At 45.8% G+C, this 25,008-nt stretch carries 23 protein-coding genes and 1 tRNA gene; 14 read left to right on the forward strand and 10 right to left on the reverse strand.

Annotated elements, in window-relative coordinates; all coding sequences use genetic code 11:
• The first annotated feature begins 61 nt into the window (after nt 1-61).
• The 5 genes from QFZ48_RS13840 (at nt 62) to QFZ48_RS13860 (ending at nt 7,245) form a co-directional block, all read left to right on the forward strand.
• Nucleotides 62-4,072 (forward strand): response regulator, encoded by a 4,011-nt coding sequence (locus QFZ48_RS13840; RefSeq protein ID WP_429062658.1) that lies wholly within the window; start codon nt 62-64, stop codon nt 4,070-4,072.
• Between the two features lie 5 nt (nt 4,073-4,077).
• Nucleotides 4,078-4,458, forward strand: a complete 381-nt coding sequence (locus QFZ48_RS13845) for a response regulator (RefSeq protein WP_429062660.1) — start codon at nt 4,078-4,080, stop codon at nt 4,456-4,458.
• Nucleotides 4,455-5,282, forward strand: a complete 828-nt coding sequence (locus QFZ48_RS13850) for a CheR family methyltransferase (RefSeq protein WP_429062661.1) — start codon at nt 4,455-4,457, stop codon at nt 5,280-5,282. Before QFZ48_RS13845 ends, QFZ48_RS13850 begins: the two co-directional genes overlap by 4 nt.
• Before the next feature lie 18 nt (nt 5,283-5,300).
• Nucleotides 5,301-5,873: a chemotaxis protein CheB gene (locus QFZ48_RS13855; protein ID WP_429042080.1), complete on the forward strand. Its 573-nt coding sequence runs from the start codon at nt 5,301-5,303 to the stop codon at nt 5,871-5,873.
• 88 nt (nt 5,874-5,961) lie between these two features.
• Nucleotides 5,962-7,245 (forward strand): hybrid sensor histidine kinase/response regulator, encoded by a 1,284-nt coding sequence (locus QFZ48_RS13860; protein ID WP_429062663.1) that lies wholly within the window; start codon nt 5,962-5,964, stop codon nt 7,243-7,245.
• Nucleotides 7,246-7,298: 53 nt separating this feature from the next.
• On the opposite strand, the gene QFZ48_RS13865 is transcribed toward QFZ48_RS13860, so the two are convergent.
• From QFZ48_RS13865 to QFZ48_RS13890, 6 genes are all read right to left on the reverse strand, one after another.
• Nucleotides 7,299-7,371 (reverse strand) — tRNA-Ala (locus QFZ48_RS13865).
• Nucleotides 7,372-7,427: 56 nt separating this feature from the next.
• Complete coding sequence (locus QFZ48_RS13870) at nt 7,428-7,847, reverse strand: response regulator (protein WP_370913350.1); 420 nt, start codon at nt 7,845-7,847, stop codon at nt 7,428-7,430.
• On the reverse strand, nt 7,831-8,928 hold the full coding sequence (locus QFZ48_RS13875; protein ID WP_370913349.1) for a sensor histidine kinase: 1,098 nt from the start codon (nt 8,926-8,928) through the stop codon (nt 7,831-7,833). The genes QFZ48_RS13870 and QFZ48_RS13875 overlap by 17 nt, the downstream gene beginning before the upstream one ends.
• 18 nt (nt 8,929-8,946) lie before the next feature.
• Complete coding sequence (locus QFZ48_RS13880; protein ID WP_429065506.1) at nt 8,947-11,097, reverse strand: sensor histidine kinase; 2,151 nt, start codon at nt 11,095-11,097, stop codon at nt 8,947-8,949.
• Nucleotides 11,098-11,168: 71 nt separating this feature from the next.
• On the reverse strand, nt 11,169-11,819 hold the full coding sequence (locus QFZ48_RS13885) for a hypothetical protein (protein ID WP_370913347.1): 651 nt from the start codon (nt 11,817-11,819) through the stop codon (nt 11,169-11,171).
• An 86-nt stretch (nt 11,820-11,905) separates the two neighbouring features.
• Nucleotides 11,906-13,003, reverse strand: coding sequence for a ThiF family adenylyltransferase (locus QFZ48_RS13890; RefSeq protein WP_429062665.1), 1,098 nt, complete (start codon nt 13,001-13,003; stop codon nt 11,906-11,908).
• 447 nt (nt 13,004-13,450) lie between these two features.
• On the opposite strand from QFZ48_RS13890, the gene QFZ48_RS13895 reads away from it, so the two are divergent.
• The gene (locus QFZ48_RS13895; RefSeq protein ID WP_429062667.1) at nt 13,451-14,179 is read left to right on the forward strand and encodes a superoxide dismutase; all 729 of its coding nucleotides are present in this window, start codon (nt 13,451-13,453) and stop codon (nt 14,177-14,179) included.
• Between the two features lie 212 nt (nt 14,180-14,391).
• Here the strand turns inward: QFZ48_RS13895 and QFZ48_RS13900 are convergent, their stop codons facing one another.
• The 3 genes from QFZ48_RS13900 to QFZ48_RS13910 all read right to left on the reverse strand — a co-directional run bounded on the left by QFZ48_RS13900 (nt 14,392) and on the right by QFZ48_RS13910 (nt 18,226).
• Nucleotides 14,392-16,014, reverse strand: coding sequence for an ArnT family glycosyltransferase (locus QFZ48_RS13900; RefSeq protein ID WP_429042069.1), 1,623 nt, complete (start codon nt 16,012-16,014; stop codon nt 14,392-14,394).
• Nucleotides 16,015-16,077: 63 nt separating this feature from the next.
• On the reverse strand, nt 16,078-16,752 hold the full coding sequence (locus QFZ48_RS13905) for a phosphatase PAP2 family protein (protein WP_429062669.1): 675 nt from the start codon (nt 16,750-16,752) through the stop codon (nt 16,078-16,080).
• 28 nt (nt 16,753-16,780) lie between these two features.
• Nucleotides 16,781-18,226, reverse strand: a complete 1,446-nt coding sequence (locus QFZ48_RS13910; protein ID WP_370913342.1) for an LptF/LptG family permease — start codon at nt 18,224-18,226, stop codon at nt 16,781-16,783.
• Nucleotides 18,227-18,358: 132 nt separating this feature from the next.
• Here QFZ48_RS13910 and QFZ48_RS13915 point away from each other — a divergent pair, with 132 nt between their 5' ends.
• Nucleotides 18,359-18,973 (forward strand): hypothetical protein, encoded by a 615-nt coding sequence (locus QFZ48_RS13915; RefSeq protein ID WP_370913341.1) that lies wholly within the window; start codon nt 18,359-18,361, stop codon nt 18,971-18,973.
• On the opposite strand, the gene QFZ48_RS13920 is transcribed toward QFZ48_RS13915, so the two are convergent.
• Nucleotides 18,970-19,350 (reverse strand): START-like domain-containing protein, encoded by a 381-nt coding sequence (locus QFZ48_RS13920; RefSeq protein WP_079473597.1) that lies wholly within the window; start codon nt 19,348-19,350, stop codon nt 18,970-18,972. The two genes, QFZ48_RS13915 and QFZ48_RS13920, sit on opposite strands and share 4 nt — an antisense overlap.
• Nucleotides 19,351-19,713: 363 nt before the next feature.
• On the opposite strand from QFZ48_RS13920, the gene QFZ48_RS13925 reads away from it, so the two are divergent.
• From QFZ48_RS13925 to QFZ48_RS13955, 7 genes are all read left to right on the forward strand, one after another.
• Entirely contained in the window at nt 19,714-20,580 is an 867-nt protein-coding gene (locus QFZ48_RS13925) for a sigma-70 family RNA polymerase sigma factor (RefSeq protein WP_079473598.1), read from the forward strand.
• Nucleotides 20,581-20,834: 254 nt separating this feature from the next.
• Complete coding sequence (gene ffh, locus QFZ48_RS13930; RefSeq protein WP_370913340.1) at nt 20,835-22,160, forward strand: signal recognition particle protein; 1,326 nt, start codon at nt 20,835-20,837, stop codon at nt 22,158-22,160.
• Between the two features lie 109 nt (nt 22,161-22,269).
• Nucleotides 22,270-22,734, forward strand: coding sequence for a 30S ribosomal protein S16 (gene rpsP, locus QFZ48_RS13935; RefSeq protein ID WP_370913339.1), 465 nt, complete (start codon nt 22,270-22,272; stop codon nt 22,732-22,734).
• 130 nt (nt 22,735-22,864) lie between these two features.
• On the forward strand, nt 22,865-23,386 hold the full coding sequence (rimM, locus tag QFZ48_RS13940; protein ID WP_079473601.1) for a ribosome maturation factor RimM: 522 nt from the start codon (nt 22,865-22,867) through the stop codon (nt 23,384-23,386).
• A gap of 36 nt (nt 23,387-23,422) precedes the next feature.
• Nucleotides 23,423-24,094: a tRNA (guanosine(37)-N1)-methyltransferase TrmD gene (trmD, locus tag QFZ48_RS13945; RefSeq protein WP_429062671.1), complete on the forward strand. Its 672-nt coding sequence runs from the start codon at nt 23,423-23,425 to the stop codon at nt 24,092-24,094.
• Nucleotides 24,095-24,213: 119 nt separating this feature from the next.
• Complete coding sequence (gene rplS / locus QFZ48_RS13950; protein WP_079473603.1) at nt 24,214-24,561, forward strand: 50S ribosomal protein L19; 348 nt, start codon at nt 24,214-24,216, stop codon at nt 24,559-24,561.
• A gap of 190 nt (nt 24,562-24,751) precedes the next feature.
• Complete coding sequence (locus QFZ48_RS13955; protein ID WP_370913336.1) at nt 24,752-25,006, forward strand: Sec-independent protein translocase subunit TatA/TatB; 255 nt, start codon at nt 24,752-24,754, stop codon at nt 25,004-25,006.
• Nucleotides 25,007-25,008: the final 2 nt, after the last annotated feature.

A 25,008-nucleotide genomic window follows, 5' to 3' on the forward strand; every position in this document is an offset into this window, starting at 1 on the left:
ACCCGTTGGAAGCACAGTTTGCAGAATGGTGCCCCTGTAAAAAATAAACAAGCTCAGGCAAATGAAGAAATACTTTATGCAGCTCCCTCTTCCCAGGAAGCTGATGTTAGTTGCTGTAATACCGCTGGCGTGTCTCGTATATTTTGGTATAGCCGTATTCAATAAACAGAGTGAAGATATAGATACTATTGATAACCTGGTGCAGAAAATTACTGCTGCCACCACTATCATGAAAGTGGCCGATGAAATTCATATGGAACGCAGGAACAGCGTAAACTATGTGCTGCAAACCGGAAGCCTGAACGACCTGCTCACCCAACGCGCCAAAACCGATCTGGCCATCGATGCGGTGAAAGGCAGGTTGCTGGCCAGCGACAGCCGCTTCTTCCAATATTCACTGTTAAATACACTCCCTAAAAAGAGAAAAGATATTGATAGTAAAAGCATGCCGCAACGGGAGGTGCTGGACTACTATTCCAACCTTATTTTCCGCCTGAACAACCTGGCCAACACCAATACCCCGGATATTCCGGTATTAAAAGCCGTTCAGCAGGATATGAACGCGCAATACCTGCTGGCGCAAATGGCAGCTTACCAGGGAATGATCCGCATGGATATTTACTATTTCATGCTGAAAAAAGAAGTGTGGCCGGAAGATTTTGCCCGCATAGAAAATAATGCCGACATGTTTGCAGCCCTGCGTGCAGAACTGGTAGACAAAGCTTCTCCCGCCGTGTCAAAGGATTATCTTAAAACGGAATCCTCCAATGAAATGGTTATCACGAACGATTTTATTAAAAGCACCATCGCCTCCCGTAAAATTGATACCCTGTTTAATGCAGACTCCTGGTGGGACAATTCCACCCTGGCCGTTGATCAGCTGAAACTGCTGCAGCGCGCCGTAATGGATAAAGTAGGCAGGGACGCAAAAATTATCTCCAAAAAAGAAAATGATCTGAAAACCCGCTACCTGCTTGTATTGGTAGGTATCATAGTGTTGGTGGTGATATTTATTTCCTTTACTATTAAAGGCATCACCGACAGCCTGGAACTGCTGCAGGCAGCGGCTGTAAATATCGCGAAAGGGGTACCCGGATCGGCGCCCGAAGTACACACAAAAGATGCTATCGGAAGCCTGGGGCGTTCTTTTACAGTTATTGACCAAACCAGCCAGGAACTGGCCACTGCGGCCGACAGCATCGGCAAAGGCAATTTTAATATTGATGTAAAACCCCGCAGCGAAAATGATGTACTTGGCCATGCAATAGTGCAGATGGCCGCAGACCTGAAAACATTCCGCTATCATGCCGATCAGAAAATATGGATACAAACAGGGATTAACCGCCTTACCGAAACGTTGCTGGGTGAAAAGGACATGGAGGTACTGAGTAAAGATGCATTAACAGATGTGATACAATACATCGGCGCACAAACAGGTGTGCTGTACATCCGGTACTCCGGTGAACTTCGTTTATCCGCTGAATACGCACTGTCGCCGGCCCATCCGGCGCCGCAGGTAGTTGAAGTAGGGAAAACCTTACTTGGGCAGAGCGTGTTACAAAAAGAGACATTATATCTCCGCGAAGCGCCGGATGATTTCCTGCATATCGCCGGCGCTGCAGCCTCTGCACAACCTGGTCACGTGCTCATTATCCCGCTGATCCATGCAGGTGTTACGGAGGGCGTAGTAGAACTAGGTTCCCTGTTCCCTTTTAAAGAAAATGTGATCGACTTTGCCCAGCAAGCTGCTGTGAAAATCGCCATTGCCCTGCAAAGTACCCGGAGCCGCACCCGCCTGCAGGAACTGCTGGAGGAAACGCAGGCGCAGGCAGAAGAACTGCAAACACAACACACCGAACTCGAAAGCCTGAACGTAGAACTGGAAGCCCAAACACAAAGGCTCCAGGTGTCTGAAGAAGAACTGAAAGTACAACAGGAAGAACTGATGCAGTCGAACGCTGAACTGGAAGAAAGAAGCCGCCTCCTCGAAGAAAAAAACCAGATCATCGTGGAACGGAACCTGGATATCCATAAAAAAGCAGAAGAGCTGGCACTCAGCACCCGCTACAAATCAGAGTTCCTGGCTAATATGTCGCACGAACTGCGTACGCCACTGAATTCTATCTTATTGTTATCAAGGTTGCTCTCAGAAAATCACGATGCCAACCTTAACGGCGACCAGATCGAATATGCACAGGTGATCAATAGCTCCGGAAAAGGGCTGCTCACGCTGATAGACGAAATACTCGACCTCTCGAAAATAGAATCCGGCAAAATGGAACTGGAATTCAGCCAGGTATCCATTGCCGATATCAGTTCCAATATGCAGGCGTTGTTTGAACCAATGGCTAAAGAAAAAGGATTGCAGCTGTTGATACATAAAGACGCTGCGGTGCCGGCCAGTATTGAAACAGATCAGTTGAGACTGGAACAGATCCTCAAAAACCTGTTGTCCAATGCCCTGAAATTTACCGCCAGGGGATTTGTCCGCATGGAAATACTGGAAGGAGAAACACCCGAAACGATCCGCTTTGCAGTAAAAGATACCGGCATCGGTATACCGGCGGAAAAGCAACAGGTGATTTTTGAAGCTTTCCAGCAGGCTGATGGATCTACCCGGAGGAAATACGGCGGCACCGGTCTGGGGCTGTCTATCAGCCGGGAACTGGCCAAGCTGCTCGGCGGACATATTTCGGTGAGCAGTACCAACAATGAGGGAAGTGAATTCGTCATTACGATCCCGGTGGTTCGTAAAACGGGAGCACCCGTAAGCCAACCTTTCGTACTGCAGTCACCGGTAGTGGTAGAAACAGCCGCCGGTCCGAAACAGCGATTCCTGTCGCCCACCGTTCCGGAAGACGTTTACGACGATCGTGGCCTTATTGAGAACGGCGATTCCGTAATACTCATCGTGGAAGATGACACGCATTTTGCGAAGGCGTTGCTCGATTTCACGCATGCAAGAGGATATAAAGGAATTGTGTCAGTACGCGGTGATGAAGCCGCAGAACTGGCACGCATCTACAAACCGCTGGGTATCCTGCTGGATATCCAGCTGCCCATAAAAGATGGCTGGCAGGTAATGGAAGAACTGAAAAGCGATCCGGCCACCAGGCCGATACCGGTACATATCATGTCTTCCATGGAAGCAAAAAAAGAAAGCCTGCTGAAAGGTGCGGTCGACTTTATCAGCAAGCCGGTAGACGTGCAAAGCATGCAACTGATCTTTGAAAAGATGGAGTTTGTATTGCAACGGTCTACCAAAAAAGTACTGATCCTGGAAGAAAATGCGAAGCACGCCAAAGCGCTGGCCTATTTCCTCAGTAACTACCACGTAAGCTCCGAAATCAGCAATACCGTGGAAGATGGCGTATCGCTGCTGCAACAGCACGACGTGGACTGTGTGATCCTCGATATGGGTATTCCTGACCAGCGGGCTTATCAGGCGCTGGAAATGGTGAAAGAAATAAAGGGACTGGAAAATCTTCCTATTATCATTTTTACCGGTAAAAGTTTATCAAAGGCAGAAGAACAACGGATCCGGCAGTATGCTGATTCCATCGTGGTAAAAACGGCGCATTCCTATCAGCGTATGCTGGACGAAGTATCCCTGTTCCTGCACCTGGTATCTGAAAACGCGCCAGCTGCACAGGGTGGAAGTGGGAAGATGGGCGTATTGAATGAAGTGCTGAAAGATAAAACCGTGTTGGTAGCAGATGATGATGTACGCAATATTTTCTCTTTAACAAAAGCACTGGAAAAACACCAGATGAAAGTACTGTCTGCTATCGACGGTAACGAAGCGCTGCAGCAGCTGAAAGAGCACCCGGTAGACGTAGTGCTGATGGACATGATGATGCCGGAAATGGACGGCTATGATGCCATTGCGGCTATCCGCAAACAACCGGGACTCAAAGGGTTGCCAGTGATTGCCGTTACCGCCAAAGCGATGATGGGCGACCGGGAAAAATGCCTGCAGGCGGGGGCCTCTGATTATATTTCCAAACCAGTGGATATAGATCAGTTGCTATCCTTATTACGGGTATGGTTATACGATAAAGCCATGAAATAACTTTTATGGAACAGAAACAGGTATTAATTGTAGATGATGATGCACGCAATATCTTTGCGTTAAAGGCAGTATTGCGATCCAGGAATATCCCATGCGTGGCTGTTGGCACCGGTGCGGAAGCATTACGGGTATTATCGCCGGAGCATGCAATCGGCGCTGTGTTGATGGATATCATGATGCCGGATATGGATGGCTATGAAACGATTTCCGCCATCCGCGCCATGCCCTGGAACAGCCGCCTGCCGCTAATCGCCGTTACTGCAAAAGCAATGGTAGGCGATCGTGAAAAATGCCTGGAAGCAGGCGCCGATAATTATATTTCCAAACCAATTGATGTAGATGAGCTACTGTTGCAGCTACAACAATATTTATCTGAGCAAACGTGAGCAGGAACCCGATAAGTGAACAGGAAGTGTTGCTGTTACTGAATGACATACTGGAAAGGTATGGGTATGATTTCACAGAGTATGCGCCCGCCTCTATTAACCGGCGGGTAAACCATCTGTACCAGGTAGACCGTTTTCCCAGTTTTGCCGAATACCGCTACCGTATTATTTCCGATCCGGCATACGCATTACGTTTTGTGGAAGAAATAACGGTAAATGTAACGGAGATGTTCAGGGACCCGTCTTTCTACCAGGCATTGCGTACCCAGGTATTGCCGGTGCTGGCCACCTATCCGTCTATCCGGGTATGGCATGCCGGCTGCTCCACCGGGGAGGAAGTATATTCCTTTGCCATCCTGCTCAAAGAAGCGAAACTGCTGCACAAGGCAGTGATCTATGCTACCGATATCAATGCAGGCGTATTGGAAAAGGGACGCAAAGGAATGTTCCGGCTTTCACAAATGCAGCAGTATTCCCGCAACTATATGGAGGCCGGTGGCCGGGAAGATTTCTCTTCCTATTATACTGCCAATTATGAATATGCCAAGTTCCGGGAAGACCTCGGGGAAAAAATCATTTTTTCCCCGCATAACCTGGTAACAGATGGCTCATTTAATGAATTCCAGTTGATCATCTGCCGCAATGTATTGATCTACTTTAATAAAAAACTACAGGACAGGGTATTAACGTTATTCAGTGACAGTTTGGAGCAGCTGGGCTTCCTGGCACTGGGAAGTAAGGAAACACTTAACTTTACCAGCGTGACCGGTAAATTTAAACAACTGGAAAACCGGGAGAAGATCTGGCGGAAGGTGCAGCTGTAATAACAAAATAAGAGGCATATGACTACAGCACCGTATTTAATTGTAATAGGCGGTTCTGCCGGGGGATTGCAACCTATCCTGACATTGTTACCAGGACTTGTTGCTTCACTTCCTGCAGCCATTTTAATTGTGTTGCACCGCCAAAGCCATTATGAGTCGGTATTAACGGAGTTATTGTCTGGTAAATCCATCCTGCCGGTCAGAGAAGCTGGTGAAAAAGAACCCCTGCTACCGGCCACCATCTACATCGCGCCGGCGGATTACCATTTACTGATAGAATCGGACCATACTTTTTCCCTGGATGATTCGGAGAAAGTGAATTTCAGCCGACCAAGTATTGACGTTACCTTTACTTCCGCGGCGCTGGCCTATGGCAGTAAAATGACTGCCATACTGCTTTCCGGCGCCAACACAGATGGCACCGAAGGACTGAAAGATGTACACGAGGCGGGAGGCACCACCGCCGTGCAGGACCCGGCTACAGCAGATGTGGATTACATGCCAAGGCAAGCCATCCTCCAGGCGCCTGTTGACGCTATACTGCAGCCACAGGAAATGGCTGCCTTCATAAACCGAATGGCAGAGGTATGATTATTGAGCTGTCATTGTTTAAAAGTTTAAAAGAATAACATTGGGCCGCTTTCCACCCGTTGCCCACCTGTTATAACGAGTATGTCGTATGATCTTAATTGTAGATGATAAGCCGGAAAATATACTGTCTATCAGGAAAACCCTCGAACTATACCAGTTCGAAGTGGATACCGCGCTATCCGGGGAAGAGGCCCTGAAGAAAATACTCAAACACAGCTACACGCTCATCATCCTGGATGTGCAAATGCCCAGCATGGACGGCTTTGAAGTGGCGGAAGCACTGTCGGGGCACAGTAAAGCGAAAGACATTCCGATTATATTCCTCTCTGCCGTGAATAAAGACAAACGGTTTATTGTAAAAGGATATGATTCCGGCGGTATCGACTATATCACCAAGCCGGTAGACCCGGATATCCTCCTGATGAAAGTAAAGACATTCTCCCGCCTTTATCAGCAATCGCAGGAACTGAAGCAAATGCATCAGTCGCTCAAAGAAGAAGTAGAGGTAAGAAAACTCGCACAGGAAGCATTGATAGCACACCAGCAACAGGTAAATGATATGCTGGAACAGAAAGTAAGGGAAAGGACAGAAGAACTGAGAGAGATTAATAAATCGCTGGAAGCCAGCAACCACGATCTGCAACAGTTTGCATCCGTCGCTTCCCATGACCTGAAAGAACCCCTGCGGAAAATTCAGCTTTTCGGCGCTATTTTAAGAGATAAGTTTCTGCATACAGACCCTAACGCCCTTTCCTATATGGAAAGGATTGTAGGCTCCTCAGAACGAATGGCAAGGCTCATCAACGACCTGTTGAACTATTCCCGTTTATCCGGGGCAAGCATAAACGAAGTTACCGATTTCAATAAAATCATCCAGGAGATCCTGGTCGACCTGGAGCTGATGATCGTTGAACGGGATGCGGTCATTACTGTGGAGAAAATGCCTCAAATTGAAGCTGTGCCGGGGCAAATACGCCAGGTGTTCCAAAACATCATCAGCAACGCGTTGAAGTTTTCACGGAAAGATATACCTCCTCAGATACATATTACCGCAGATGTTGTAACGGATCTAAACCCCGACAGTGCCAGCTTTGAAGGCGGGCATTACTGCCGCATTATTATCCGCGATAATGGAATCGGGTTCAATGAAAAATATCTTTCTAAAATATTTACCATCTTCCAGCGCCTCCACACTTCGGAACTCTATGAGGGCACCGGCATCGGGCTGGCTATTGCCAAAAAAGTGATTGATAAACACGGCGGAGTTATCACCGCCAGGAGCAGGGAAGGAGAGGGCGCTACCTTCATCATCGTATTACCCCTGAAACAAACCAGGCCTGTGGCAGCTGGCTTAACTGATGTACTGGCCTGATCGCCGGCTACAGCCATAAAAAAAGCCCGACACATTGTGTCAGGCTTTACGGGTGGAGGATAACGGGCTCGAACCGTTCACCTCAAACATGCCATGCTTGCGCTCTACCAGATGAGCTAATCCCCCGTTTATTGCTTTCTTCGGGATGCAAAAATATATTTTTTCCTGTAAACACCAACATTTTATAAAAAATCTTTGAAAATTCCTTCCACGGTTTCTTTCAGATCTTTTAACAGCAAGGGTTTCCGGAGTAATTTAATTACCATGGGATTCGCGTTGGTACGGGTAATATCCCCATAATCAAGGGAAGAAGACACCATTACGATATGACATTGGGACTTAATCTTACTGGGGTAAGAATCAAATGCCTGGAGAAATTCAAAGCCATCCATTTCCGGCATCTGGATATCCAGCAGGATAACAGTGGGCGGAATTTTAGGCAAGGCAATATTGGAAGACAGGAATTCCAGTGCCTTATTGGCATTTGCAAACGAAATCACCGTTCTGCTGATTTGTTGAAATCCGATCAACTTCTCATGCAGCAACAAATCAATTTCATTGTCATCAATCAATATGACTCGCAGGTCAGGTATCGAATTCATTTCTGTTGGGGATGGTAATTTCAAATTGGGTGCCCTCGCCATATTTGGACTCCACATTAATGGTACCGCCTATTTTACTCAATGCTTCCTTTACAATATACAAGCCAATACCACTGCCCGGTTTATTATTGTTCTTGGACCGGAAGAACATCTTGAAAATATTGTTCAGATGCTCGCTTAAAATGCCGATCCCGTTATCACGTATACAGATAGTTGCTTTGTGTGGCTCTACTTTAACCGCCAGGTTAACCATCGGGTTTGTTTCCTCCGGCTTCTGGTATTTAACAGCATTTGAAATAAGATTGTTCAAAATAACACTGATCCTGAAGGTATCCCCCCTGAAATCAACGGCCTGGTCCACATTGGTTTGAAAGCGGATCTGGGTGTTCTGCGGTTTAAACGCAGTGATACAATCGTTCAGCAGGGTATTGAAGTCAATTCTCTCATATTCTATCTCCAGGCGGGAATTACGGTAATACTCAATGATCTTCTGGATAAAATCATCCAGCTTTAACACACAGGTTTCTACCATGTTTATATAACCATTGGGATCTACCACAGAATTATCCAGCCTGGACAGATTGATAATTCCCAGCACAGACATCAATGGTGAACGCAAATCATGGGAAGTGGAATAAATAAACCGGTTGAGTTCATCATTCGTTTTTTCCAGCTCTTCTATCTTCTCCCGGAGTTGCTTTCGTGTGCGGTATATTTCGTAGGCATTGTTAATGGTTTTGTGCAGCTCATGCTCATCCCAGGGCTTCTTGATATAGGAGTAGATGTGGCCCTTGTTAATGGCATCAATAATATCTTCCACATCCGTATAACCGGTCAGCAAAATGCGCATCGGGTCAGGCAAGATATCCTTTATTTCATTGAAGAATTCCACACCCGTGGCTACCGGCATTTTCTGATCGGCAATGATAATATGCACCATGATCTCCTTCAGCAGCAGTTTGCCCTCCTGCGCTGAAGTAGCCGTGTAAATTTCATAACTTCTCCGAAAGCTCGCTTTAAACGCGTTCAGGTTATGAATCTCATCATCTATGTATAATATTCTTATGCGGTTTTCTTTCATTGAAGGGCCTTATGGTTATTAGGATAAATGATTTGCGATACTAAGAGGTAAATATATAATAAATTCCGCTCCTTCACCCGGCGCCGAGTTCACAACAATCTTCCCTTTATGCTTCTCAATGATACTGAATACGATAGATAACCCCAGCCCGGTACCTTCCCCCACATCTTTGGTGGTGAAAAACGGATCAAAGATCTTTTCCCGCACGGCTTCCGACATGCCAATACCGGTATCTTTAATGGTAATAACAATGAAGCTGTTCTCCTGCCTGGTGGTAATGGAGATGAATTCATTGTGATGCTCCTTCTTGCTTTTGATAGCATTCAGCGCATTGCTGAAAATGTTCATGAACACCTGGTTTATTTTACCGGCGTAACATTCAATCTTCGGCAAGCCTGCATAATCCTTTATGATGTTCACATAAGGCGGTATGGCATTACGAAGCAGTACCAGCGTGGAGTCCAGTCCCTCGTGGATGTCAATGGATTTTACCTCGCTTTCATCGAGCCGGCTGAAAGTACGTAACCCCTTCACAATTTCGGCGGTGCGTGAAGCGCCGTCTTCTATACCCTTGATAAGCGAGGAAATTTCTTCGTGGATGTAGTCAATATCAATTTCTTTCTTGAACAGGGCAATATCCGCCAGCGATTTGGATATATCTGTGCTCACAGGTAATTCATCATAGCGGTTTAACAGCTCCCTCAGATCAGCGATATCCAGTTTCAACGGTTTGATATTGGATGTAACAAAGTTGATCGGGTTATTGATTTCATGCGCGATACCGGCCGTCAGCTGACCAAGCGATGCCATTTTCTCTTTTTCCACCAGCCGGGTTTGTGCATCTTTCAGGTTAGTTAAGGCCATGTTCAGTTCCAGGTTGGTAGCCTGCAGGTCTTCAGTTCTGTCCTTTACTTTACTTTCCAGTATGATGTTTTGTTCCCTTACCAGTCTTTCATTTTCCTGGGAAATAGCCAGGGCCATCTGCTGCGATGCTTCTTTTTCCGCCTTGAACACATTGATCTTATGGGCCAGTGCAAACGACAGCAGCAGTACTTCCACGCCGGAACCAATCTGCAGCGCATAGTAGGTAAAGTTGTTATACGGCAGGATATTGAAATTGCGCAGTACAAAAACGAAAATACTGATGAGGAATATTGACCATGCCAACAGGAAGAAACGGGCCGCGTTCACTCCCTTCATACTGATACGGTAGGCAACAACAAAGGCCATCACCGCGGCGAGGAAAGCATCCAGCTGCACAAGTATCTGCGCATAATTATACATATCCAGGAAGGTAGGTATAAAGCAAAGCATGTACAGTACAATCACGGCATTCATCAGCTTATGTCCCAGCGGGTAGTTTACCTTGGTAGACAGGAACTGCTGGATAAACACCAGCGCCGTAAGCCCGTTGAACACCGGCACCAGCACCGTGGCGTGCATAGCCAGCCATGGACTGTTGGGATACAGGAAACGGAAGGAATAACCCTGCAGCGTTACCTGGGTAAGCCCTACGCATATAATATAACTCACGTAGATGAGATAGCTGTTGTCACGGGTAGATATGTAAATAAAGAGATTATAAAAAGCCATGGCCAGGATAACGCCCACGTATATACCAAAAATCAGCTCCCGTTTGTTGTTCTTTTCAAAGATGCTTTCCGGGGTGCCCAGGTAAATCGGCAGCTGTAGCTGTTCTCCTGCCTTTACTTTCAGATAGAACTGGCGGGTTTCATTCGGTAGCAGCCGTATAGGGAAATGATAATTCTGATGGTCATATCCCCGGTTTTTGTAAGCGGTAAACTCCCCCAGCCGGGTTTGCCTGATAGTGCCATCCGGCAACAGTTCGTATAGCGTGATGTCATCTATAATAGGATATTCCACCTCCAGCAGCAGCTTCTCCGCTTTCGACTGGTTATTGATGGAAAACCTTGCCCATTGGGTATATGGCGTGATCTGCAGGTTGGGTACGTCCTGCCCGGAAGCCTTGAATGCCTGCATGGGAGCCGAGGCAATAGTGAGCGTGTCTGCCTTATCAGTGTATAGCTCTAGATAACCACCTATCTGTAACAGCGATTTGCCGTTTTTAAACACAACAGGTTGTGCCGTTACATGAAACAGGACTAACAGGGTAAAGATTGACCATAAACCAACAATCTTGGACAGCATCACGAAAATAGATTAGTATCAGGCTTGAATTTATATGTTTTTTTCAGAAATACCGGCCCCGATTAATTGTTTTAAGGGGTAAAGTGGGCGTGTGTAGGGATCCGGAGGCTGTAGTTTACCTCGTAGGAACCCTTTGGGCCCACTTCTATTTTAGATTGCATTGGATTTTCACGCAGATCTGAAATCAGTAATTTCTCCTTGGGATCGGCATGTGGCAGCTCGTAGCAATCGTTGATCACCATAGCGGTGGCCAGGAAGTCGTCTTTCGGATAAAAGAACGTACCGTTATTCCCCAGTGATTCATCTATAACAAAACCTACACGTTTCCCTACCCGGGTGGTGATGGGTGCGCATAACACGTGATAGGTGTCTATCGGTAACTGTGCACCCAATACAACACCTACTCTTGCCAGTACCTGGCTGCCGATTCCCATCCCGGCCACTTCTTTGGAATTCCACATTCCACAGATCTCCGCACTGCCTTTTTTTACATATGAATATATTTTCGGATCGTATTTGCCTATCGCCGTTTCAATGGGCAGTGGTAACACGCCGTCAGCAATCTGCACACGTGCCCCACCATATGTTTTGGTACGAGTATCGTCCTCCACTATGATCACTATTGTATTTTCATGTTGCATCCAGTCAGCGCTGCCGGATGTTACCTGGGCAATACCAAAATAAATTTCCAGCAACTTGAGGTGACCGGTATAAAATCTCATGCAAGCCTCAGGATCATCTGGAGCCCTAAATACCCTTACATTAATCATGACATTGCGGAATAGCGCTTATACAAGGCATAAGTATGTTAAACAATCAACTGCTCAAAATCTATGTAATACCTGCCTGAACTCTTTAACTGATCCAGGGCGATACGACGGCAGGTGTCGGCAACCAGGGCTCCTCCCAGTACAACTGAAGAGGCCAGCTGGGGCCACGTGGTAATAGTTTTACCAATCTCACCCAGGGAGAATTTCATCCTGTCAGATGCTTTGTCCAGCGCCAGCATGGGACTGAAGATGGGCAGCTTCTCGGCATCCGTTAAACCCTTTAAGGTATCAATATTCACCTCCGGTATCAAACCGTGCATAAGCGGCCGGTCTGGTTCAAGATCAAACCGCTCAATATCTATCATGCCCCTGTCGTTCATTTCCATAACAACCGGTATTTTCAGCGCTTTTGCCTTTATTCTGCTTAATATCTTAATATCAACGCCATCACATTCCTCCACAAAAATATCCAGCACGCCACCGCCGGTAAAGAAGTCATCCATATTGGCTTCTGTCATGCCATCCTGGTAAATGCTCACTTTAATAAACGGATCCAGCTCCGCAATTTCACGGGCGGCTATCACCACTTTCGGCAACTGTATATTGTGCACACCACAACGGATCCTGTTCATGTTGGTCAGCTCCAGCCGGTCGAAGTCCGCCAGCCGCAGTTCGCCACAGATACGCTCCATGACCAGCGTTAATGCGATCGATTGCCCAACGGATAAGCCGACAATGCCGATCTTCTTTTTTGACAATACCGCAATTTCTTCCGCAGTAATTTTATGCTGGTTCCTGCTGGTACGTAACTCAATAAACTCCGCTTCATTTACCAGGTGCACCAGCTGGTCATTCCAGGGATAGTATACCCACACGCCATATTTTTCGGGGGAAATACCACCAAGATGTGCCTGTACTTTTTCCTCGTATTCCTCTGCAGTCAAGCGTTTGGTAGGATTCCTGATTTTCATCAGCTCCTTTAACTGAGAGTCGATATGATCGTTGATGCGTAGGTGCGGATGGGTTTCCAGAAGGGTCTCGAAGGACTGAAGGTCTTGTGCGCGCTTCAAATCATAAAAAACAGGCTTGTAGTCATTGCTCTTATCCTGTTGTTTCCTGAGGTACTCTTGTATCATGTTTCCTGCTTTATCGAGGTTGGACCAGGATTGCTTGCACTGAATGACGCTAAATTATCGTGTGTAAAGCAATTCCTGTTGCTCTTTAGTATTCGCTTAAAATATTAATTATATCTGATCGGTTATTACGTTGGCGCATTGGCGGGTTAATGAACAGGTTCCTTTGTTTGCCTGCCAGGCCCGGGATAAATATATCTGGCAATCACACAATTAATTGCAACTTTTCATTACAAAAATGATATGAATGTAAGGTAAAATAGTAATTTAATATGAAAACAAAGTAAAAGTTTCCCTTTATTTTGATATTAAATCATCGTTTTTATACTTTTACCTTAGTTTTAATATTAGTTTTCATCTCTCTCCACCAACGAGATTTGGTTTAATATTTGCGGCATTCCCGGCCTGACTCGATCTTTATTACTCAATAATATATTTAAATAATAAAACATGGATAAGAGAGAATTTCTCAAGCTTACCAGTCTTGCAGGCGCCGCCATCCTGAGCGGGCCATTGAGCAGCCTGGCTACTTCTTCTGTATCCGGCCAGCCGGCCTTTGCCGATCCTAAAGCCCCCTTTGCTCTACCTGCGTTGCCTTACGCATATGACGCCCTTGAGCCTCATATCGACAAGCTCACTATGGAAATTCACCACGATAAGCACCACGCTGCCTATGTGAAGAACCTGAATGATAACCTCGCCGGTACAGCGTTTGCAACACTGTCGCTCGAAGAAATCATGAACAAAGTGACGGACAAAGATAAAGCCATTCGCAATAACGGTGGCGGACATTATAATCACTCCCTCTTCTGGACATTATTGTCTCCCACAAAAAAGACGCCTTCTGATAAGCTGAAATCAGCCATCACCAGCGCTTTCGGCAGCTGGGAAGCATTCCAGACAAAATTCAATGATGCCGCAAAAACTGTTTTCGGCTCCGGCTGGGCATGGCTCATCGTAACCCCGGATAAGAAACTGGCTGTCATCAATACACCTAACCAGGACAATCCGCTGATGCATAATATTGTGAAAGATAAGGGCACCCCCATCCTGGCGCTCGACGTATGGGAACACGCCTACTACCTGAAACATCAGAACAAACGCCCGGAATACATTGACGCTTTCTGGAATGCCGTAAACTGGGATGAGGTGGAGAAACGCTATAAAGCAGCGGTGTAATCGCCTCCGGCGCGGATTTTGTCTTAGCTCAGGATTACGCTGATTAGCTGGATTTTTACTTTTTGATTTTTTTTGATTTTCTTAAAATAATAATTAAGGGAGATAAAAGCGAGTATATCCGCTTCTATCTCCCTTAATCCTTTATAAAATCAAAAGTAAAAAATCAAAGTAATCAGTATAATCAGCGTAATCCTGAGCCAAGACAAAATCCGCTATTTCCGCTTCAGGAACACGAAGCCGTTCTTCTCACCAATCACCTCCAGGTTAGGGTGGCGCCGGTAAGGCTCACTGTCCGTAATACGGCAAATGAAGTAGGCGGGCTTATCGATCCGGCCATTCAGGAGCCAGTCTTCGTTGTAATAGTTTTTATTGGAATGTGGCAACTCTCTTGAATAGTAATGCTGCGCATAACTGTGGTATCCCAACGCTTTCACATATACGTCTTTCCCTTGCAGGGAAATGAAATAGTCTATGGCAGCGCGTTGTGAATAGGCTTCTATCTTGGGCACAAAATGTACTACTGTTACCTGTATCACCAATATGGAACTGATAAACAAACACATCAATCCTTTGCTGATCTTCCGGCGTATCAGTAATACACTGCTTATAATAACAAGTATAATATAACCCGCGCCATATCCGGCTTCTGCTACCGACCAGGGCACGGCTGCCTGCAGGTTGGCTACCGCGAATTTATCACCGATGTACGGGATCAGCATGTCTTTGTAAACACCTACCAGTGGCAATACTGCAATTGCCAATCCGAGCACAATACCGATGAAAAGTATCAGGGCAATATTCCAGCCACGCAGCCGCTGCTTTCCTTCGGAGAGCAGGTATACCTGCCAGGCCGCAAGAAAAGACAGTGGGAAATAACACAGCGAAGAATAATGTACAATCTTTGTTTTTACAATAGAGAAAAGGATCAGTACTACCCAGAATAACACCCACATCCATACTTTGAAATCCTTCAGTTCAATGGCGGCAGGAGTGGAGTAGATCGTTTTTTTCCTGCTTTGTAAATAGGTGAAAAGAAACGTGCTCGCCGGAAAACAGCCTATCAGCAATACAATCCAGTGATAATAGAAAGGGCCGCCATGACCGGCATCTTCCGTAGTAAGCAGGCGGATCTGGTAAGCCACAAATTCATTGACAAACCACCAGCCATGCGCTGCAATCTCATATCCAAACCACAACAGCGTGGTAATACAGGCAAACAAGGCAATTAAACCAAGGTGGGAAAACCGGATGCTGATCTTTCCTTTATTCCAGATCCAGTATATCAACAGGCACAATAAAGCTACCAGTATGGCTACCGGTCCTTTGGTCAATACAGCCAGTCCGAGGAATAAGCCACTGAGAATGGCCATACGGAAAGGTTTATGGTTATACCCGATGCGATAGGCAAAGTAAATAGAAAGGAAGATGAAGAAATTGAATGTAGGATCTATGATACCTGACTTAAAATAAAAATGCGGTAACCAGGAGCCCGCATATACCAGCGCCCACCAGAAACCGAATCTTTCATCCACTGTTTTTTTACCGATGGCAAATAAACTGATCAGTGTGGCAATGCCGATGATAGCATTAGGAAAACGGGCAGCAAAATCATTTACCCCAAAAAGGTGCATACTTCCCGCCTGCATCCATATAAATAAGGGTGGTTTTTCCCAGAAAGGACGAAAATCGATCTGCACCTGGCTGTAGTTGTGGCTTACAATCATTTCGCGTGCTGCTTCCGCAAAGTTGATTTCATCCCAGTCGAATAAATGTACGGCCCCAAGAAAAGGTATAAATAGTAAAGCGGCCACCAGGGCAATCAATAGGTATTTCATTGAAAGTATTTAAAAAATTGGATTACGAACGGTCAGCTTGTGACCGTTCGTAATGATGCCTTGCTATGTAGTGGCATTGGCCTGTAAAAGCGCCTCTGCACATACTTCCGGCGACGACCTGGTGTCCCGGAAACTGAAAAGTCCATACACGATGACAGTACTTAAAGTTCCCACAATGCTGCCAACATATACATCTATAAAGAAATGCTGCGCCAGGTAAATGCGGGAATAACCGGCGCCAAGCGCCATTATTAATAACAGCAATCCCAGCTTTTTATTGCGCACAATTACGGCCAGAAAACTGAACATGCCAAAAGCCGCTGCGGAGTGACCAGAAGGAAAACTGCAACTGCTGTGCACATTAACCCATCTGACCGTATGCACCAGCGTAGCCGTTTCATCTCCGAAATAGGAGATGGGGCGTGGTGCATTATAATAATGTTTGGCCATCTGTACTACGATGGTGACCAGCAGCAGCACTGCCAGCCCGATAAAGAATAGCCGGAACCGCTGGGTTACCAGCATCAGGAACAGCACTATTCCAAACATAATTCCGTCACCGAGGTAGGTAAGCCCGGTAACAATAACATCGCCCCAGCCGGAATGTTCTCTGTTAATACTGAGAAACAGGTCCCGTTGGCTGTAAGTGGCTAACATCACTCCGCCCACTATTAGCCATAGCAGGAAGGGCAGAAAGAACCAGGAGTTCTTTCTGAACAGTGTAAACAGCGTTTTCAAGTCTGTAGGTTTTAAATTGTAGGTTGCTTTAAATCTCTTTAAGAACTTCTTTCTTTCTAAATCTTTGTAAGAACTTTTTTATTTGTTGAATAACGCGAAAATAGTACTCTTTATTAAAAAGCTGTGAGTCATTCATAGCCTTAACAATAAGGAAACCTGCAATGGGGAGTAACACCATATTTGATAGCCACATGCCCGACCAGGTGAACATCACGCCATTTCTCGCCATCTTTTCACCTATCATGAAAAATACGTTAAAAATCACAAAGAAGATCACGGCAAACACCAGTGGTGTGCCCAATCCTCCTTTTCTGATAATGGACCCCAGCGGAGCGCCTATCAGGAACATCACGATACAGGCAGCAGCAAGCGTGAATTTACGCTGCCATTCTACTTTGTGCATCAGGATTACACCATGCTTGTCTTCAAACTCCTGGGTAGGCTGTTCGAGGGCGCTCTGCGTTTCACGGACATTCTGCTCTGCTCTTTCCAACACGGTACGGAGGCTCTTCTCCGGTATAATATCTTCAAATTCTTTTGCTTTCAACGGTGGGGCGCTGGCAGCCCAGGCGGAATCCTTCCATTTGAAGAAAGGGTAACGTACAGTAACATACGAATTTACGGTCTTACTGTACTGGTTCTCTATTTTCTGCAGGGAATCTATCGCTACATCCAGTTGCCTTACGTTCAGCATTTGCTGGTTGGAGGCAAAAAGATCCATGTTGAGGCGGTTAAAAGCAAATGAACTCAGGTCAAATGCTTTGCTGTATTTTTTAAAGCCCAGCCTGATCATGTCGCCGGGAACCGTGTATCCGCGGTTGTTCCGCTCTTCATAACGCCAGCCATTGTCCAGGATGAAATACAGGAAACGCTTGTTGGCCGTAAGTACCATCTGTCCTTTTTCCGCGAGGATGATGCGGTCGCCGCCACCACTCTGGTGGTCGAAGATCATCACCTGGTGGATGGTTTGGTTGTCTTTATCCTTTTGGGCTACCTTAATGGTATAGCCGGGAATATCTTTATAAAATACGCCAGCCTTGATATTAAAGGCTGGCTTGGAGTTGGTAATGTCGTAGAGCAGTGATTTGGCCTGGAGGTTGGCAACGGGGATCACATAGTTGGCAAACAAAAAGGCCAGGAAAGCGATTACGGAGCACACCAGCAGCAGCGGGCGGATAAAGCGCAACAGGGAAATGCCGGAAGATTTTAACGCCACCAGCTCGAAGCTTTCTCCCAGGTTACCAAAGGTCATAATGGAAGACAGCAACACTGCAAGGGGAAGGGCCAGGGTTACCAGCGTGGCGCTGGTATAGGCAATGAGTTGTATGATCACACCCGTATCCAGGCCTTTACCTACCAGGTCGTCCACATATTTCCAGAGGAACTGCATTACCAGTACGAATAAGGTAACAAAGAAGGTAGCTACAAAGGGACCCAAAAAGGTTTTTATAATTAGTTTGTCGAGTTTTTTCACTGATAATGCGGTATTAAAAAGATGGAATCCCGATCTTCGTATTCTACTGGTCAGGATACTCCTAAACGGTAAAGTTAGCACGAATTCACAAAGGAGTGTTAGGGAGAACCTGAAAATACCGTTAAAATTTATATGGAAAGTTTTGAATTAACACCGGAAGAAGCAGCCGTTATAGAAAGCACGCACTTTATTCTTCTGAAAAACAGTGCAATAGGGAAGGTAATGGTATTGATGGGGAAGCTGCAGGAAGCGCTGGCAGCGTACGACCGTAACAGTAGTTTCCCGTTTAAGCCTGAGTGGCTGCTGCAAGGCGGTAAAATTTCAAAGGGGGAGCAGTACAAGGGGCTGCCCTGGGTAATGCTGGACTACCCGCGTTATTTCAGTAAAACGGAAGTTTTTGCGTTTCGCACCATGTTCTGGTGGGGGCATTATTTTAGCGCTACCCTGCACCTGGCAGGTAACGTGAAGCGCTATTACAGTCCTGTTCTTGAAAGCAGTTACACAAAACTGGCGGAAGCCGGATTTCAGGTATATGTTCAGGAAGATCCCTGGGAGCATGATTTCGAAAACGGAAATTACTGTTTCATAAACACCTTAAGTTTAGATGAGTGGAAGACGCTGATTAGCCGGAACGATTTCATCAAAGTGGCTAAACCTTTCGTGATCGGTCATTGGGGCAAAATAATTACTGATGTAGTGGAGGCCTATGCTGCGCTACTCAATATACTTGAAAATAAAGGGGCTTAACTGCCGATGCGGTGGAAGAGATCTTTCACCTGGTATTCCCATAGTTGACTTTGGTCCTTCACTTCTTTCTTCTCTGCGAAATCTTTTACTACCAGGATAGTTTCATTCGTTACTTCAGAAATTTGTATGCGGAACTCAAAATATTCCTCTTTGGGAGCATGCGTCCAGTGCAGCCGGATGTACTCATCCTCTTCCTGTTCCAGTACTTCCGCTTCTTCAGCAGTACCGTTCCATGAAAAGGAAAAAACATTATCCCTGAAATCAACCCTATCGGCGAACCATTCCTGCAAACCGGCAGGGGTCGATAAGAATTCATACAGGATACCGGGTGAGCACCTTACCGGAAATTCTAACTCATAAAGCACTTTCTTAGACATCTCTCAAATAATTAGTAAATCAATATCATCCAGTTGCAATTATAGAAAATATTTTACTCTGTCAAAATAATTTACGGTTTTTTTTTATAGAATACATAAAAACTTTACACGTCTTAATAAAACTATATATATTACATTTATAATAAATATAAAACAACCACATATGATAGCGCTGTCTGCTTCGCCTCTATAGTGGCGAATTTCCGCGACATTTGCAAGCCCTTAATGATCAATCGATTTTATTTGGAAATGATTTAAAAACAATAGATTTTTTTTGGTGGCTATCTAAAAAAAGTTATTTTTGTCAGGCATTCATCAAATCTTAACTTTTTATTAACCTGTAACTGTTCCGACTCTATGTCAATGCGCCAACTTAAAATCACTAAATCCATTACCAACAGGGAATCACAATCCCTGGAGAAGTATCTGCAGGAGATTGGGAAAGTGGATTTAATTACGCCGGAAGAAGAGGTAAACCTGGCTATCCGGATCAAGCAGGGCGATCAGAGAGCGTTGGAGAAGCTTACAAAAGCAAACCTCCGCTTTGTGGTATCCGTTGCGAAACAGTACCAGAACCAGGGCCTGTCGCTCAGTGACCTGATCAACGAGGGGAACCTCGGGTTAATTAAAGCTGCTCAACGTTTTGATGAAACGCGCGGTTTTAAATTCATTTCCTACGCCGTTTGGTGGATCCGTCAGTCTATCCTGCAGGCTTTGGCAGAACAATCCAGGATTGTTCGCCTCCCGCTTAACAAAGTGGGCCTGAGCAACAAGATCAGCAAAGCGTACTCCCAGCTGGAACAGGAATATGAAAGAGAACCATCTCCCGATGAACTGGCTACCATCCTCGAAATCAATACGGAAGAAGTGGAAGCAACCCTCGGTGTTGCTGCCCGCCACGTATCTATGGACGCGCCTTTTATCGACGGGGAAGATAACTCCCTGCTGGATGTACTCGAAAACCCGAATGCAGTTAGTGCAGACGAGGAATTGGATCATCACGATTCCCTCCGCCGCGAAATCGAGCGCTCACTCTCTACTTTAACAGACCGTCAGAAAGATGTGATCATGCTGTACTTCGGCATCGCCGTTGAACATCCCATGTCACTCGAAGATATTGGCGAAAAATTTGGCCTGACCCGCGAGCGCGTACGCCAGATCAAAGACAAAGCCATCACCAAATTAAGAACTACCTCCAGGAGCAAGTTGCTGCGCAACTACCTCGGATAACGCGGATGTTGTCTTACTCAGGATTACGCTGATTAGGCTGATTACCTTGAGTTTTTAGTTGATTTTGTAAAGATTTTTAAAGATTAGCGAAGCTTGTTGCGGTAGATAATAACCACAACATTCTTCGCTAATCTTTTTTAATCCCAAATGATCAAATCCGGGTAATCAGTATAATCAGCGTAATCCTGAGTAAGACAAAATCCGCGAGAATCCGCAAAAAAATATACTTTTGCAGTCCGTTTAAAATACCAACAATGTTTGAATCATTATCAGAGAGACTAGACTCCGCGTTTAAACAGCTTAAAGGGGAAGGCCGGATTTCAGAAATAAATATCGCCTCTACCGTTAAAGAGATCCGTCGTGCATTGGTGGATGCGGATGTGAACTATAAAATTGCCAAGGAATTTACAGATAAAGTAAAGGATAAAGCGCTGGGAGAAAAGGTGTTAACAGCTATTTCGCCCGGACAGCTCATGGTGAAGATCGTAAAGGACGAACTGGCCGAACTTATGGGCGGCACCGAAGCAGAATTCGACCTCAAATCCAATCCTACCGTTGTACTGATCGCAGGTTTGCAGGGTTCGGGTAAAACCACCTTCTCCGGTAAACTGGGCAACTTCCTGAAAACAAAGAGAAATAAGAAACCCTTGCTGGTAGCAGCCGATATCTACCGCCCTGCGGCGATAGACCAGCTGAAAGTACTGGGCGAGCAGATAGGGGTGGAAGTTTACAGCGAACCGGAAAATAAAAATGCCGTTCAGATCGCTGAAAACGCCATCAAACACGCGAAAGCCAATAACTTCAACGTTATCATCATCGATACTGCCGGCCGTTTGGCGGTGGACGAAGTGATGATGAACGAAGTAGCCGCCGTAAAAGCTGCGGTGAAACCACAGGAAATCCTGTTCGTGGTGGATTCCATGACCGGCCAGGATGCGGTAAATACCGCCAAAGCGTTCAACGAACGCCTCGACTTTACCGGCGTAGTGCTCACCAAACTGGATGGCGATACCCGCGGTGGTGCGGCACTGACCATCAAATACACGGTGGAAAAGCCTATTAAGTTCGTAAGTATGGGTGAAAAACTCGATACCCTCGATGTTTTCTACCCCGAACGTATGGCCCAGCGTATCCTCGGAATGGGGGATATCACCACCCTGGTAGAACGCGCCCAGGAACAGTTCAACGAAGAACAGGCCAAAAAGCTGGAAAAGAAAATCCGCCAGAACCAGTTCGATTTCGACGATTTCAAGGAACAACTCCAGCAGATCAAAAAAATGGGTAACCTGAAAGATCTGATGGGCATGATCCCCGGCGTCGGGAAGGCAGTGAAGGACCTGGACATCAGCGATGACGCTTTTAAGGGCATTGAGGCCATGATCAACTCCATGACGAAGGCGGAGCGTGCCGACCCGGATATGATCGACGGAAGCCGCCGCAAACGCATCGCAAAAGGCGCCGGAAAAAACATCCAGGACGTCAACCAGTTCATGAAACAGTTTGAACAGATGCGCCAGATGATGAAAATGATGAATAAATTTGGCGGTGGTGGTAAGGGTTTGAAAGGAATGGTGAGATAAACGGATCAGATTGATATAAATTTTTTTTGCAAATACCAACTTACTGATTACATTTGCATCCCTAATTAAACAATATTTCCTAACTCGCAAAAAATAACTCGACTTATTTATGCCAGTAAAAATCAGACTGCAGAGACATGGCGCGAAAAAAAGGCCTTTCTATTTTATCGTAGTAGCCGACGCCCGCGCACCAAGAGATGGTAAATTCATCCAGAAAATTGGTACTTACAATCCTTTAACAGTTCCGGCTTCCATCAACATCGATACCGAAAAGGCATTGCGTTGGTTGCAGAAAGGTGCACAACCTACCGACACTGTTAGAAGAATCTTGTCATTCAAAGGTGTATTGTATTTGAAACACCTGTTAAGAGGTGTTACTTTGAACCTGTTCGACGAGCCTACTGCTTACCAGAAGTTCGCACAATGGCAAGCTGAACACGAACAGAAAGTTTCTGCCCGCCGCGACGGTCACAAGAAAGCAAGGATTGCTGCTCCAATCGTAAGAAAGGTAGAAGACACTCCGGCTGCTCCAGCGACTGAAGCACCAGCAGCAGAAGAAGGTAACGAAGCATAAAACGGCAACGTTTTAACAATACCTGAAAAAGGAAATATTTGCAACCGCAAATGTTTCCTTTTTTAATTTTTGTTAATAGCCTCATCAGCAATCAGTTACCTGATCCGCTAAAGTCCGACAGCAAAAAATTATGAGTAATTATTTCAGTATAGGTAAACTGGCCTCCGCGCACGGTTTGCAGGGCGACCTGGTTTTAAGGCACAGCCTCGGCAAAAGATCCGCGCTGAAAGGTGTAACCGTTATATTCCTGGAAGAGCGGAAAAACAGCTTTATTCCCTACTTTATACAGCAGGTAACCGTAAAGGATACAGAAAGCGTATACATCAAGCTGGAAGGTATAGATACCAAGGAAGCCGCACACAAACTGATGCCCGCTCAGGTATACCTGCAGGAAGAAGACTTCAAACAACAAACCGCTTCCTCTGCACCCCTTGCTTTGCTGGGATTTGCCGTGGAAGACCAGCAATATGGCCCCCTGGGCACTATTGAGGAAGTCATTGAAATGCCTATGCAGGTACTCGTAAAAGTATTCATCAAGGGCAAAGAAGCCCTGCTGCCGGTTAATGAACAGTCGCTGGTGAAAGTAGACAAGAAGAACCAGACGGTACATCTCAACCTTCCGGATGGTTTAATTGAATTATACACTGGTTGATCTGATGGATTCAACTGTTATAAAGGGCACACAATCATGCGAATAGATATAATCACCGTATTACCGGAATTGCTCGAAAGCCCGCTGTCACACTCTATCATGAAGAGGGCACAGGCAAAAGGCTTACTGGAAGTACATGTACATCCGCTCAGGCACTATTCCAACCTGAAACACAACCAGGTAGACGATTACCAGTTTGGTGGTGGCGCAGGAATGGTAATGATGCTGGAGCCTATTGTAAATGCGATTGAGTCGCTCCAGGCAAAAGTGCAGTACGATGAGGTAATCTATCTCACCCCCGATGGCGAAACGCTGAACCAGAAAATGGCCAACCAGCTGTCGCTCAAAGGCAATCTGCTCATGCTTTGCGGGCACTATAAAGGTATCGATCAGCGCATCCGCGATCACTTTATCACCAAGGAAATCTCGATCGGCGATTACGTGCTGAGCGGGGGAGAGCTGGGCGCCGCCGTACTGGTGGATGCCATCGGACGCCTCCTGCCCGGTGTGCTGAATAATGAAACCAGCGCCCTTACAGACTCCTTCCAGGACAATTTACTGGCGCCGCCGGTATACACCCGCCCGGAAGAGTTCCGTGGCTGGAAGGTGCCGGAAATCCTCCTGAGCGGAGATCACAAAAAGATCGACGAATGGAGACACCAGGAATCAGTAGAAAGAACAAAACAACGCAGGCCCGACCTGTTATAACTTAATGATACATAGGTCATATAGAGCGCTTTACCATTTGACAGGGATAATTTCTTGATTTTTAATTTGGTAAATGCTATTTCTTGACTTACTTTTGCACTCCCATAAATATTTGAAAGATGAACGCAATTTCGTTTGTTCACGAACAACTGACAGCTAACAAACAGTACCCGAAGTTTAAAGCAGGCGACAACGTCACTGTCAACTATAAAATCGTGGAAGGTAATAAAGAAAGGATTCAGTCCTTTAAAGGTGATGTGTTGAAAATCCAGGGTACGGGATCAACAATGTCTTTCACTGTTAGAAAAATTTCTGATGGCATTGGTGTGGAAAGACTGTTTCCGCTTTACTCTCCTCATATCGATGGTATCGTGTTGAACAAGGTAGGTAAAGTAAGAAGAGCTAAGCTTTACTATCTGCGCGAACGTGCTGGTAAGAAAGCCCGTATCAAAGAAAAAAGGGTTTAGTATAAATACAGGGAAATTTGTTAAAAGCGGGACCATTACCGGTGCCGCTTTTTTCGTGTGCTTAAAATGGTATTAAAACTAGCGCAGGATTGCCCATAACGGTAAAAAAGCCGATTATATCTGCTATCTTTGTTGACTGAACTTTTAAACATTTGAGAAGATGACTGCTGTTTTTTTAAATTCATCATTTTTGATCCTTCAGGACATTGGAATGTCCGAGCTGCTGTTGATTGCTGTGGTAGTATTGCTGCTCTTCGGAGGTAAAAAAATTCCCGAATTAATGCGTGGCCTCGGTAAAGGTATCCGCGAGTTTAATGACGCAAAGAACAATGTGCGCCAGGAAATCGAAGAAGGAATGAGGGAAAAGCCCGTTCAGGCTGCAGCACCGGCCACTACAGATGCACCACATACCAGCACTGAAGAAGCTCCACTGCCAAAAGTATAATA

The sequence above is a fragment of the Chitinophaga sp. W2I13 genome (genome assembly GCF_050434005.1).
Classification (GTDB): Bacteria; Bacteroidota; Bacteroidia; order Chitinophagales; family Chitinophagaceae; genus Chitinophaga.